We start from the raw sequence: 13682 nt of genomic DNA on the forward strand, positions 1-13682 counted from the left end.
CTCTAGTTCAAATTCATCGCCGTGCTCGACGCGCAGCTCCCAGCCGGGCTCGACCGGGGTTGTTCCTGCACTGCCCGAGGATCAGCACCGAGAGCCAGAGCATGCTGCACGATTTGCTGGCGCCAGAACTCGGCCAGACGTTGGGCCTCATCATCACTCAGGAAAGCGCCCTGAATGCGCTCAGGACGTCCAGCATCCGCTGGTAGGTATAACATATCACCACGTCCCAGCAACCTCTCAGCACCGCCCATATCGATAATGGTACGGGAGTCAACAGCGGAGCTGACCATGAATGAGATACGCGTTGGAATGTTGGCTTTAATCAGACCTGTGATGACGTCGACCGATGGGCGCTGGGTGGCAACCACCAGGTGAATACCGGTGGCGCGCGCCAGCTGGGCCAGGCGGCAGATCATACCCTCGACCTCTTCTGGCGCGGCCATCATCAAGTCGGCCAGTTCGTCAATAATGATCACGATAGCTGGCAGGTTGTTCAAAGTGGTATCGCCTTGCGTCAGTTTCTGGGAGCGCAATTTGCGATAGCCCTCCAGATTACGTACGCCAAGCTGCGAGAAGAGCCGGTAGCGACGCTCCATCTCAGCTATCGCGTTCTTGAGTAGCGAGACGACTTTCTCAACTTCTACGACGACCGGTGATAGCAAGTGGGGAATCCCATTGTACATGTTCAATTCCACCATCTTGGGATCTACCATCAAGAGTCGCACATCATCGGGAGTGGACTGCATCAGGATACTGGCAATGATGGCGTTGATCATGACGCTCTTACCAGCTCCGGTGGCACCAGCGATCAGCAGGTGGGGCATCTTGGCCAGGTCACCAACCCTTACCAGGCCAGCAACGTCTTTTCCCAGTCCGATTGAGAGCTTGGATTTAACTTTAGCGGCCTGGAACTCTTTGCTCTCCAGTACCTCACGCAACATAACCAGTCGGCTATTCTTGTTAGGAATCTCAACTCCAACATAAGGACGGCCAGGTACAGGCGCCTCCATACGAATGGTTTTGGCTTCCATTACCAGGGCCAGATCATTCTGCAGCGCCATAATACGGCTGACGCGCGTTCGCGTCTCGTATACGATCTGTCCCGAAGCATCGCGCACCGGTACCATCTTGCCGCTCTTTTCGTCTACCACCATTTGTGGCCGACCGGTCGGACGGATACCAAAACGGATAATGGTTGGTCCGATACTGATATCTTCTTCGCGTACCTCGGCTTCAACACGAAAACTACGCAGCGTATCCTGAATCAGCTTCGCCAGCGCGGCTGTATCTTCAGAGAAGATCTGTTGCTTGATGCTGTCAGGGGCCTGCAACACATCCAGCTTTGGCAACTGCCAGCTCGATTTAATATGTGGCGTATTGGCATTGGCCACAGCGTCCGCGACTTTCTTCGAGACGGCTGCGGTTGCCTGGCGCTGCACCTGGACCGGAGAATTGGGTACATCAGGGGTGGCCTGCCGAATCTGCCGCCCTGGCTTGGAGGCCGCTGCCCGTGGATTAGAATCCAGTAGCAATGGTTCATTGCCCGGTGAAGATTTTAGCACGATATCATCATCTATCACGGTCGGGTCATCAAATGACAATGGCTGCTGACGTGCCCCACGAGTCGCCCCCGTGTGATCCGTGATATCTAATGGCTGCGGATCATGTACGCCCCTCGGCACCATACTGATCTGCTGCTTATGCAGGTTGATGTCGTTTAACGGATCTTCATCGTCAAAGTAGTAGCTCTCTTCTTCATCATATGCATACTCCTCTGGCTCGATGGCAATCGTCTTATCGCTATAGTCATCATAGCTGTTAAAGCCATCATCGTAATAGATCTCTTCATCAACCAGCGGCTCGGGCTGCCTGGCGACACGCGCTGCCGCTGCCGCAGGCTTACCAGAACGCGACGGCAACTGTCGCCGTGAGGGTGTCGAAGGCAGCTCCAGCTGCTCATCGCCCGCATCGATATCCTCAAAATCGTCTAGCGCAGCCCTGCTAGCCGCGCTATAGCGGCTGAATTGCGGCCTCTGGCCTAGAAAACGCGATGGGGCCACTCCCGGCTCTTCCTCGTCCTCTTCTGCATCGCGCGGCACATCACCAATAATGCGCTCAATAAAGTGATACACCATCAGCACATGGGCAAATGTGATGCGAAAAGTAAAAATCGTCACCACTAAAATAAGTCCAATCACCAGCACATGCCCTACGGCTGGCGGCCAACCCTGAAACGGCATTGCCAGTATATCGGCCAGCGCACCGGCGGTAAGTGGACCCATAATCAAGCGGCTCTCTAAGAGCACCAGCAAACAGAGCACGATCAAACCGAAGACCATAGAGTTTCGGATCAATTGCTCGTTACGCAGACTTTCATACAGGCGCGTCACTGCAAACATGACAAAACCAAAAGCCAGCACATATGCAGACCAGCCTAGAAAGACCAGAAAGAACTTGCCAATGTTGCCCCAAATCGGCGCCGCACTGAGAATAGTCAAAGATGCGAATAACAATAGAGATAATACAAGTAATAATGAATTAGAAATGCGCTGCTGCTGATTTGGAGACAAACTATTCCATTTATCCAGTATCCACTGGAGGAATTGAGTATCTTTGGCATCACTGGGTGCTGAAGGAGTTCGTGAAGACCGCGGTGAACGGGAAGACGAATTACTGTTCTTTCCCCCCCTGGCCCCAGCATCCTGTCGGCTACGCGAAGCTTGCCTGGACGCTCCACCACTCCCACTACTGCGCGAACCCTGTTTTGGCGACGATGAGTTTGAGCGCTGTTCGACCCGTTGCGAGCTTATTGAACCTTGTCCCCCAACAGCTCGGCTAGCGCGCGAGTAGCCACGATCGAGACTAGGCACTACCCTATCGCCTTTACGCCTCGCCTCTGGTTTGCGATCGCTGCCTGCCATGTTGCTGGTTCCCTCCTTTTCTAAGAGTCAGACAAGTGTATAATAGCCCAAATGTTCCACAGAAGCAATAGAGGATAGCTCGGACGTTCGGTAACAGAACCATGTAAAATCTATCTATGGTGCACAATTCCTTCGATATTTCCAAAGCACTTAACCTATTTGCCTATGGGTAGCATGTGAATAGCATGCTTGCCAGACTTGTTACAACATATACCTATTAAATATACATAATTACTCACTGGCCTGACGAACGCGGCTTGCCGTCAGACCTTCTTCTTTACTATACGGAAATGCGGCCTGATTCGATGGATAATATTATGTCGAGCCGCAATTTCCCATTATAGAAGCTTCATCCACTCATCACATACAAGGGATTACCTTTGTCTCCCCTTCTCCATTCCCGCCTGTGGCGGGAATGGAGAAGGGGAGACATTCATTGGGGTGTCCCATTTGGGACCTATGACCTATATTTATGTGGGCTCCCCGAGCTGTATTTATGTGGGGTTGCAGAAAATGTGTGAATGCACATTTTCTGCAACCCCACATAAATACAGCTCGGGCGCGCATGCGCACGCACGCAAAGCATAGCAACACAAAAAAAGAGGATGCCCAACATGGGCACCCCCTTTTGCTCGGTTTTTACAGCCTGGAATAAAGAAAAATGGATGGCCATCCATTTTTCCCCTCTAAACTTCCATTACCATGGGCAGGATCATTGGACGACGGCGAGTCTGTTCGTAGAGGAACTCACTGAGCGTATGTTTAATCTTGTCCTTGACAAAGGACCAATCAGAACCACTATGAGAATGCTTCTCAAAACCATTAAACGCATCCAGGACACGTTGGCGAGAGTTCTCAAGCAGTTCTTCAGAATCACGCATATAGACAAAACCACGCGAGACAATGTCAGGTCCTGCGAGTGGTTGTCCTGTCTCTTTATCAATAGTGAGCACAACCATCAAGATGCCATCCTGGGATAGCACTTTGCGGTCACGCAAAACAATTTGTCCAACGTCACCGACGCTGAGACCATCAACAAACACGTTACCAGAGGAAACATGTTCTTTCAGCTTGATCGAATCTTCGGTGACATCGATAATATCGCCATCTTCTGCCACAACGATGTTCTCTTCCGGAATACCGAGTGAGAATGCCAGTTTGGCATGTAAGATCAACTGACGGTATTCACCATGTACAGGTACGAAGAAACGTGGTCGCAACAGACTGAGCATTAACTTCAGCTCTTCTTGCGCTCCGTGTCCCGAGACATGCACATTTGAGATGCCCTGGTAAAATACCTCGGCACCCTGTCGGAACAGACTATTGATGGTACGATGCACCATTTTTTCATTGCCGGGTACCGGCGTGGCGGATAAGATGACGGTATCCCCTGGCTGAATGCGAATCTGGCGGTGATCCTGGTTGGCAATACGGGTCAACGCGGAGGTTGGCTCGCCCTGGCTGCCGGTACAGACAATCACGACCTGATCTGGATTAAACTTGTTGATATCCTCGGGTCGGATCAACATGCCCTTTGGCATGTTGAGGTAACCCAGTTCTATGGCCATCTGCACATTGTTCTGCATGCTGCGACCCATAAAGGCCACAAAGCGTTCATAACGTTGCGCGGTATCCAATACCTGCTGAACACGTGAGATCAAGGATGCAAAAGTGGCAATTAGAATACGCCCTGGTGCATTCGCGAAAATCTTGTCAAATGAGTCGTTGATGACACGCTCAGACGGCGTATAGCCAGGCGACTCAACACGTGTACTATCACCCATCATGACCAGCACGCCATCATTACCGATCTTTCCCAGTAATCCCAGGTCGGCTGGTTTGCCATCAACAGGAGTGTAATCAAACTTATAATCGCCCGTATGGACGACTGCGCCGATTGGCGTGTGAAGCACAATGCCAATGGCATCTGGTATGCTATGATTGACTCGGAAAAACTCTGCGAAACAGGAACCAAGCTCTACTTGATCACCAGGAGCAATAGCGGTCACGGACACTTTGTCCAGTAAACGATGCTCTTTCAGCTTCACATTAATCAAACCTTGAGTCAAACGCGTGGCAAAGATGGGGGGAAATCGAGCATCGGCAAAACATATGGGAGGGCGCCTACGTGGTCTTCGTGACCATGCGTGATCAGAATAGCACGAATACGGTCTTTTTTATCCGTAAGATAGCTTGTATCGGGGATTACCAGGTCAACCCCAAACATCTCCTCATCGGGGAACATCACCCCTACATCCACAATGATGATGTCTTCACCATACTCTACAACCATCATATTTTTGCCAACTTCTCCCAGGCCACCGAGCGGGACAAGTCGAACTTTTTCTTTTGTCAAGGTATAAACAACCTCCTAACCACAACGTAGTGCAACTATTTACAATAAAATTACTTTTTATATTTATCTCCACTCCTGCCTCTACCACAGGAGTAAAAGCCAAATTCAGGCAATATTTTGCCATTTAGAGTGTATCATAACAAGGGAGGCAGGCACAAGTTTTTTTTTGCTTCCAATTTACTTGCTGTTGAAGCGCCTGCACATTCTGTTTTGTGGTATTTTTTACTTATTATAACACGTCAGATGTGTAGTTTATTCCATAAACTGATCCTTTAAGAATATTGGATTTTTCTCTGAGAGCATGTCACTCCTTTACGGGCGGGCGCTGGCGCGCCCACATCTGTCTCTTATAGGTGTAAAAAGTGCGCAAGACGCACTTTTTACACCTATAAGAGACATTCTGTATGAGATCCTCAAGCACAAAAGCTCATATACAAACAGCTCGGTAGTGACGGAAGTCTGACACTTTCTGACAGAGTGTCAGACTCTCATGATCATCGCCTGCAGCCTGCACGATTTTTCACGCCTGCGGTGCTCAGAAAGCCGTTTCTATGTTGATGCAACAGGGGCGGATGCGCCCCTGTTGCATCAACATAGAAAAACAGCGCGGCCGCGCACGCGGACGCCCGTGTGGGAGCGCTCGAGCGCCCCCGGTAAGATGAGAGTAAGACACATTCTCAGAATGTGTCTTATCCTCATGATCTCCGCGCTCTTCACGCCTGCGTTTGAGCGCCTTTGGCGCTCAAGAAGTTTTCTTATGTGGTGCAAAAAGTGCGCTTTGCGCACTTTTTGCACCACATAAGAAAAAAAGCTCGGGCGCGCCAGCGCACGTCCGCACAGGCGCGACATGCTTCCCATGATGATGGGAGTAAGACACATTCTGAGAATGTGTCTGACTCCCATCGTGATCGGACGCAAGGACCCTCACTGATGGGATAGACAAAACAGCAAATGAGGAGAAAGACGAAAAAAGAGAAGTTTCGTGTGGACGAGTTTGGAGGATGGATGATCCTGTGGGATGATACAGGAAAGAAGCACAACGTACGGCAGAGTGACGGGAAAGGAGCAGGTTGCCATGTTTAAGACACGGCTGTATCGAGCGTATCCCTCCAATCTCACTGATGAGCAATGGAAACTCTTGGAACCCTTGATCCCAGCGATCAAACCGGACGCCGCCTTTTCGCTTCACGAACGGCGCACCATTGTGGATGCCATCCTCTACGTCTTGCGTAGCGGCTGCCCGTGGCGGTCGTTGCCCCATGACTTTCCCGCCTGGCAGACGGTGTACCATTATTTTCGTCTCTGGCGACAACAAGGCGTGTGGACTCAGGTGCTCGATGCTTTGCGCGGGCAGATGCGCACGCAACAGGGGCATGACCCTCAGCCGTCTGCGGCGGTGATTGATAGCCAATCCATCAAAACCAGTGCCGTTCGCGGGTCCAACAAGGGCTACGATGCGGGGAAAAAAAATCTGGGGGCGCAAACGTCACGCCCTCGTCGATAGCTTGGGCAATCTCATGGGCATCAAAGTGACCGGAGCCGATTGGTCCGATCAGCAAGGAAGCCAGCCCTTGCTCTTGTCACTGAAAACACGCTTTCCCCGCATGCTGCTGGTGTGGGGAGACAGTCACTATGGCGGCCACTTCATTACCTGGCTCAAGGTACACCTGGGCTGGATCATGCAGACGGTCAAGGCGCTCCGTGAACCCAAACGCGGCATCTTAGTGCTCGAAGGAGAGAACGTCGATTGGGATCAGTTGTTTCCCAAAGGCTTTCATCCTCTCCCTCGGCGCTGGGTCATCGAGCGCAGCTTCGCCTGGATCACGCGCTGGCGCCGTCTGTGTCGCGATCACGAGGGCTTGCCAGAAAGCTCCGAGGCCTTCATCGCGCTCTCAGCGAGCGTCGGCATGTTGACCAGGCTTGCTCCACCGTTCCCATGCTGATGGGAGTAAGACACATTCTGAGTTCTCATAATCTCCGCGATCTTCACGCCTGAGTTTGCGTGCCTTTGGCGCGAAAGCTCGTACGCCAGGGACGCGAGGACGATGAGAGTTCGGTGGGAATAGAAGGGATAAAGCCGGGGCTGGGCACTCAGCCCCGGCTGCTTCTCTTTGCTGGATTTATTAGTGGCCAGTGGCACGCCAGATAGCGAAGATGACGATAATGGCGATGACCAGAATGGCGACGCCCGCGATCATCCAGTAGACACGGCGTGGACTGGTGTCGATCTTACCGCCTGGTAAGGTTCTTTTAACGTGCGCAAGCTGCTGCTGACGGCGCTGCTTCAAACGCTCAATACGTTTTTTGCGGCTATCCTGGGCGGTCTGGCCACGATTTTCTTCATTTTCATAGCCCATGCGTTCCATACGGCGACGCATGTCTCTGTTATAGCTTTCGTATTGTTGCTGCTGCGGGTTGCTGGATTCCGAGATTTGTCGGGTCTGGGTAGACCGGGCCCCAGGTACGGCTGTACCACCTACAGCAGGTCTGGAACCTTTGCTGCCACGATGCTGGTGCCCTTTACGGGGCGTTGCAGGTGGCTGCGCGGCCGAAGGAGTCGTCCCTCCCGCGAGTTGTGCCGCTGTTTTCTGTACCCCAGCCGCATCAGACTTTCCCGACCCCTGCTTGCCTCCCGATGTATTGTTATTTGCCATATGAAAAACCTCTTTCTTCTCTTTGGCTGAATTTGCCGGTGTTCCTGGTTCTGCTTTAGGGTGCCGAGACCTCTGCGGCTTGCTCTTCAGGCGCGTCATCAGAGCTGTCTATTTCAAAAGGGATGTCCTTATCATTCAGATGGTCTAACCATCCGTTGGCGGCATCTACCTCAATTCCATATGCCTCCGCTAAATCGCGGCGTATATAGGGTACAATGTGGCCTGAGAGCAATTGACGCGCTTTCACAGCCTCTATATTTGTTTGCGCTTGTCTGGCCAGTAGGGCCAGGGCATCCTGCGGATCTCCCAGGAGTTGCTGTAAGCGCTGCCACTCTTTTTGTAAGCTGGCATCCATATCCCGCAAATGCGCGGTAGGATCGGTCCGTCCCATAGTTTCTACGACACGGAAGAGCGTGTCTTCATCCGCCAGGCCCAGGTGCTCAGCCATTAAAAGAATACGTAATCCACGTGCCATCGTTGGATGAAGCAGAGCTACATTGAGTTCTGCGTCGTCTCTCATACCCCGATTATTAAGATTAGCTGATCCTATTGTAACCCATTGATCATCTACAATTGCAACCTTGGCATGAATATATATTGGACGATAATAGATCGCGGCCTCTTTTTGTACCGATGAAGCCAGCGTGTATACCTGCAGTTTACCAGATGTTACTGCCTCCGGTGCAAGTTCCCATAAAAATTTAAGGCCGTCATCGGTGAAATCACGACCCACATTGGGATTATCCGGTAGGAGTAAAGTAACAATGACGCCACGGTTGAGGGCTTCCGCCAGCGAGGTAAATAGCTGTTCCATAACCTCCGTTGGCAGGCTGAGAAGTGGCGTCTCCAGTCCTAAATAAGTGCGGCGCCAGAAATATTGGTTTTCAAGATAAATAGAATGTTGAGCCTGCGCAAAGGCACGTTGATAGATATCTAGAATCGTTCCAATACCGTCTTCAAGCGCGAATGAATAGGTGTTACGAGGGATGGTGCGCACAACCTGCATCTGAATTTTTTCAAGCTTCTCTGGTGCCTGAAGCGTTTCAGGGGCGGACGGCTGGATCGCATCTTGAGAGTCTGGATTGCGCCGTAAGAGAACTGCGTTCCAGCGCTGGCAGAAGTTGGCTTCGACATCAGCTACCGCCGGTCCTTCAAAGGTGAGGTGCATGTCATGCCAGCCATAAGCCAGCTTGCCGTTTTTGCGTAGCCGTAGTAGATTATCATAGACATGCCCTTTGGTGTCCCAGCGATCGTGTTCACCGTCCTGTTCGCTCATCAGGTCGATGCCTCCTACAAAGGCGATACGGCCATCAACGGTAATGGCTTTCTGGTGCAGGGAGGCGATTGGATGCTCGATAGTCAGGTGACTATCATCGAGCAGGCACTGTACGCCGACCGCTTCTAATGCTTCCTGGACCTGTTTGGGACCCGCTTGAAAAGGAATGGTCAGTGCATCCCAGAGGAGTACTCGTACCTCGACACCCTTGGAGACGGCATAACCTAAAACGTTTACCACACTTAACGTTTCACATTTCTGCCAGAATTGGATATCGGCCTCGGAAAGCCTTTTTCCACGTAACCAACGCAGGAGTGTCTCTTGCTCAGCCGATCCGTCCTCTCCCGCACGATGATGCTTACCCCGAACCAGTGGCAAGTCGGGGGTGAGACCCCAACTCGCGATATAGATCGTCTTTGTCGCGCTGAGGAAACGATGGCACATCTCTAACATGGTCATGCGGCCATCAATTAAAAAGGCCAGGCGTTGCATTTCTCGTACCGGAAAATCCGTGGGCGTCCACCACGCGGAGTCAGTTACGAAATCCTTTTCTATACGCATACCATTATATCTACTTTCGCTTTACTGTTGTTCATGCATAATTTGTCTGGCAATTCTGGTTGCCTCTTCTTTATCGTCGGCCGCCAATACCCCGTCGATGACCAGGCCCAACAGGTGATCCTTTATGGGGCGTAACCAGGGTCCCGGCCCACGCTCAAATAGCTCCATTAGCTCATTCCCATCCAGGGGACTGCGCAGAGGCACGCGTTCGGCCTCTTCTTGCAAAACCTGGCAGCGCTCAGAAAGCTCCTGAACGCGCGCAGCAGCCCGATTAACCTTGTCTATGCGGTAACTGGTGATATCCGCCCGGGAGAGATCCAGTAGATCAGGCAGAATATCCCCACTGTCCAACATTAGTCTGCGTACCGCTCCATCTGTCCAATCTGAGGTGTAGGCATTGGCCCGCATATGTAATTTGACCACTTGCGATACATTCTGTATAAACTCGCGATCAAAGTGCAGGCGCTTGAGGATGTCGCGGGCCATATAGGCTCCTACATCTTCATGGCCGAAGAAATGGATCTTGTTGTCTTCGACAGACTTGGTGCGTGGCTTGGCGATATCGTGTAGCAGTGCCCCCCAACGCGCTACCGGCCGGGCGGATGAGCGCTCAACGACACGCAAAACATGGGCATAGACGTCTTTGCTTGTACGACCGGTCGCCGTTCTCTGACTGACACCTCGCAACTCTATCACCTCGGGAATAATCCATTCCATCAGACCTAGTCCGACCAGCAGATCCAGACCCTTGGCAGGATGGGGTGAGAGCAGAAGTTTGTTCATCTCGTCGCGAATACGTTCCCGGCTGATCTTTTGCAGGGTATTGGCCTGGCGGGCGATCGCGGCCCGCGTCCCACTCTCAATCTCAAAGTCAAGCTGCGCGGCAAAACGGACAGCACGTAGTAAACGCAGCGGGTCTTCGTTGAAACGTTTGTCTGGCTCATTGCCAACTGCGCGCAAGATATGATCTTCCAGGTCTTGCCGGCCATCAAATAGATCGATGATATGCCCATTTAGAGGATCACGGGCCAGAGCATTAATAGTGAAATCACGGCGGGCTAAATCATCTTCCAGACTATCCCCAAAACAGACCTCGGGTTTACGCGACTCGGGATCGTAGCGTTCGGAGCGAAATGTCGTGATTTCAATGATGCTGTCATCGTAGTGGAGACGCACGGTTCCAAACCGCTCTCCTACCAGGACAACGGCAGTTGGATGGGTTGGGGCCACCAGACGCTTGATCTCTTCGGGCCGCGCGTCCGTTGCCAGGTCGCCGTCGTTCGATGGCCCTCTTTGGAGCAGAACATCACGTACGGTTCCTCCAACCATATAAAGTTGTTTCTGCTGGGCACGAAAAACTTCGGCCAGCATTTTGATAATGTCAAGCATACTAAAATCTATGTATCCGCTTCGTTTCGTTCGTAACTGCTGTGTTAATTTTAATGACACAGTTAGCTACGGTCTTAAATCGAGTATGGTAATAGTCCCATCGTAAATCTTACAATGGGACTATTGTATCATGTTCAGATAGCTTCTTTAAAGTGGGTCCTGATGTGGACCAACATTCCTGTTTTTTTAGGAACTGGAGGGAATAGCACTGATGGTGGGATTGGTCTGATCGCTATCTTCGTTGAACTCGAATAAAGGATGCTCTAAAAACCATTGCTGACTATCAAAAAGCTCTTCACCGTCCTTGGGTCGGATCTCTCGGTAGCTGCCATCCGGCAACAATTCATGGGCGTTGGCGTTATCAGCAAGAACAGGGGTAATCATGCGCTCCATCAGGGCCTTTTTCATGCTGTAGGATTGGATGGGAAAAAGCACCTCTACGCGATTGTTCAGGTTACGCTGCATCATGTCGGCACTACCCAGGTACATCTCGGGCTTGTCGCCGTTGCCAAAGTAGTAGACACGACTATGCTCCAGGAAACGCCCAACCAGGCTGCGTACCTTGATGGTCTCACTGACTCCGGGCACGCCTGGACGTAAACTACATACACCGCGAATAATCAGGTCGATCGACACTCCTGCCTGTGAAGCTCGATAGAGATAGCTAATCACTTCGGGGTCGACCAGGGCATTCATTTTAAAGATCAGTCGCCCATTGCCGTTGGCTTTGTGGATCTCGATTTCCCGTTCGATACGCTCGGTGATCCCCTGCCGCAAACTAACTGGCGCTACCAGCAACTTACGATAGGCTCCCTGCCGCGAATAGCCGGTTAGCGAGTTAAAGAGCGAGGTAACGTCCATACCTATATCATGTCGACTGGTAAACATACAGAGATCTTCATAAATTTTCGCGGTAGAGGCATTGTAGTTGCCTGTACCCAGATGCAGGTAACGAACAAGACCATCCTCTTCTTTGCGTACCACCATGGCCACCTTGGCATGGGTCTTGAGTCCCACCAGGCCATATACTACATGGACACCCGCTCGCTCCAGTTCACGCGCCCAACCAATATTGTTCTCTTCGTCGAAGCGCGCCTTTAATTCTACCAGTACAGCTACCTGCTTGCCATTCTCAACCGCATGCAGCAGGGCATTGACGATGGGCGCATTCGATCCTACCCGATACAGGGTCTGCTTGATGGCCAGCACCTGATCATCTTCGGCGGCGGCACGAATAAAATCCACCACCGGATTGAAGCTATCATAAGGCTGGTGTAATAGAATGTCATGTTTTTGTATCGCGTCAAAGATATTTTCGCTGTTGCGAATAATCGGCGGTACGCGAGGGGTAAAAGGTGGGTCCTTGAGGTCGGGGCGCGTGATACTTTGTAGTTCCATCACATCACCCATTCCCAGAGGACCATCAATGATTGTCAGATCGCTTTCGGTAATTTCTAGATTCTCTAATAGCAAACTGCGAATACGCAAAGGCATTGAGGGATTAACGGTCAGGTCAACGACCGCGCCAAAACGACGTTCTCGTACCTCTTGCTCGATGTATTCCAGTAGATCGGCCGCTTCATCTTCCTGTAGTTCGATATCTGCATCGCGCAAGACACGGAAGGGATAGGACTCCCAGATCTCGAAGCCGGGAAAGAGCATTTGTAGATTGGCGGCGATGACCTGCTCTAACCATACAAACGCTACGGCCTGAGGTTCATCCGAAGAGACTGGCACCGGTAAGAGGCGCGGCAGGGCCGGGGGCACTTTGATGCGGGCGAAGAGATCTTCCTGGTCCGGGTTGCTAGAAGCAATCACTACCGCCAGATTTAAACTGCGATTTGAGATGTGTGGAAAAGGATGCCCCTTGTCGACTGCCAGAGGAGTCAAGACAGGGAAAATCTCATTCTCAAAGTAGAGACGCATGGCATGGCGCTGCTTGGCATTTAACTGCTCATAATCAAGTACATGAATGTGCTCCTGAGCCAGCAGGGGCAATAAAACTTGCCGCCAGTAGCGGCGTACCTCCTGAACCAGAGGAGCCAGGCGCTGGCGTACAGCGGCCAATTGTTGCTCGGCGGTTCTTCCATCAGGACTACGGCGTGCGGTGCGCGAATCGATCTGATCCTTTAGACCAGCCAGGCGAATCATGATAAATTCGTCAAGATTGGTTTCAAAAATGGAGATAAATTTGACACGTTCCAGGAGTGGATGACGTTCGTCTTTGGCTTCAGCAAAGACGCGTCGATTAAATTCAATCCAACTTAGTTCTCGGTTGATATAGAGATCAGGACTCTCCAATGATGAGTTCGCTGATCCGCTCATTATTTGTTGATCCATAAGATATTCCCCGCTCTGTTGGCGCCTGTACCTGAAATATTTTACCATGTATTCCGAAAATGTAGCAAACAGGCTTCTTGCTGTCACTCTTTCTTTTTGTAGCTGCATCGCACGGACTCCTGAGCTTATTATATTTTGCCATTCAATTGGATGGGCGCATCCGCCTGGGAAGCCTCCTGGCCTCT

7 protein-coding genes and 1 pseudogene are annotated in these 13682 nt (G+C 51.5%); 2 read left to right on the plus strand and 6 right to left on the minus strand.

All coding sequences use genetic code 11. The features are described from left to right. Window positions 1–2: 2 nt before the first annotated feature. Window positions 3–2921, minus strand: a complete 2919-nt coding sequence (locus EL645_RS10565; protein ID WP_126549993.1) for a DNA translocase FtsK — start codon at window positions 2919–2921, stop codon at window positions 3–5. Window positions 2922–3607: 686 nt separating this feature from the next. Beyond that, a pseudogene (locus EL645_RS10570) lies at window positions 3608–5277 on the minus strand (ribonuclease J). A gap of 1075 nt (window positions 5278–6352) precedes the next feature. Here EL645_RS10570 and EL645_RS40850 point away from each other — a divergent pair. Continuing rightward, window positions 6353–6781, plus strand: coding sequence for an IS5 family transposase (locus EL645_RS40850; protein ID WP_218031640.1), 429 nt, complete (start codon window positions 6353–6355; stop codon window positions 6779–6781). Next, window positions 6732–7220 (plus strand): transposase, encoded by a 489-nt coding sequence (locus EL645_RS40855; RefSeq protein ID WP_218031641.1) that lies wholly within the window; start codon window positions 6732–6734, stop codon window positions 7218–7220. The genes EL645_RS40850 and EL645_RS40855 overlap by 50 nt, the downstream gene beginning before the upstream one ends. Before the next feature lie 180 nt (window positions 7221–7400). On the opposite strand, the gene EL645_RS10580 is transcribed toward EL645_RS40855, so the two are convergent. From EL645_RS10580 to ppk1, 4 genes are all read right to left on the minus strand, one after another. Continuing rightward, a complete protein-coding gene (locus EL645_RS10580; protein WP_126549994.1) occupies window positions 7401–7931 on the minus strand; it encodes a hypothetical protein in 531 nt (176 codons plus the stop codon). A gap of 55 nt (window positions 7932–7986) precedes the next feature. Further along, window positions 7987–9768, minus strand: a complete 1782-nt coding sequence (locus EL645_RS10585; RefSeq protein WP_126549995.1) for a phospholipase D-like domain-containing protein — start codon at window positions 9766–9768, stop codon at window positions 7987–7989. Window positions 9769–9789: 21 nt separating this feature from the next. Then, window positions 9790–11157: a CCA tRNA nucleotidyltransferase gene (locus EL645_RS10590; RefSeq protein ID WP_126549996.1), complete on the minus strand. Its 1368-nt coding sequence runs from the start codon at window positions 11155–11157 to the stop codon at window positions 9790–9792. Window positions 11158–11343: 186 nt separating this feature from the next. Beyond that, entirely contained in the window at window positions 11344–13497 is a 2154-nt protein-coding gene (gene ppk1, locus EL645_RS10595) for a polyphosphate kinase 1 (protein ID WP_218031807.1), read from the minus strand. Window positions 13498–13682 lie beyond the last annotated feature (185 nt).

This window comes from Dictyobacter kobayashii, from assembly GCF_003967555.1.
Lineage (GTDB): Bacteria > Chloroflexota > Ktedonobacteria > Ktedonobacterales > Ktedonobacteraceae > Dictyobacter > Dictyobacter kobayashii.

What these genes read in the sequence shown, in the direction of transcription:
- EL645_RS10565 (WP_126549993.1), bottom strand. Translation starts at nt 2,921, where the DNA reads ATGGCAGGCAGCGATCGCAAACCAGAGGCGAGGCGTAAAGGCGATAGG.
- EL645_RS40850 (WP_218031640.1), top strand. Translation starts at nt 6,353, where the DNA reads ATGTTTAAGACACGGCTGTATCGAGCGTATCCCTCCAATCTCACTGAT.
- EL645_RS40855 (WP_218031641.1), top strand. Translation starts at nt 6,732, where the DNA reads ATGCGGGGAAAAAAAATCTGGGGGCGCAAACGTCACGCCCTCGTCGAT.
- EL645_RS10580 (WP_126549994.1), bottom strand. Translation starts at nt 7,931, where the DNA reads ATGGCAAATAACAATACATCGGGAGGCAAGCAGGGGTCGGGAAAGTCT.
- EL645_RS10585 (WP_126549995.1), bottom strand. Translation starts at nt 9,768, where the DNA reads ATGCGTATAGAAAAGGATTTCGTAACTGACTCCGCGTGGTGGACGCCC.
- EL645_RS10590 (WP_126549996.1), bottom strand. Translation starts at nt 11,157, where the DNA reads ATGCTTGACATTATCAAAATGCTGGCCGAAGTTTTTCGTGCCCAGCAG.
- ppk1 (WP_218031807.1), bottom strand. Translation starts at nt 13,497, where the DNA reads ATGGATCAACAAATAATGAGCGGATCAGCGAACTCATCATTGGAGAGT.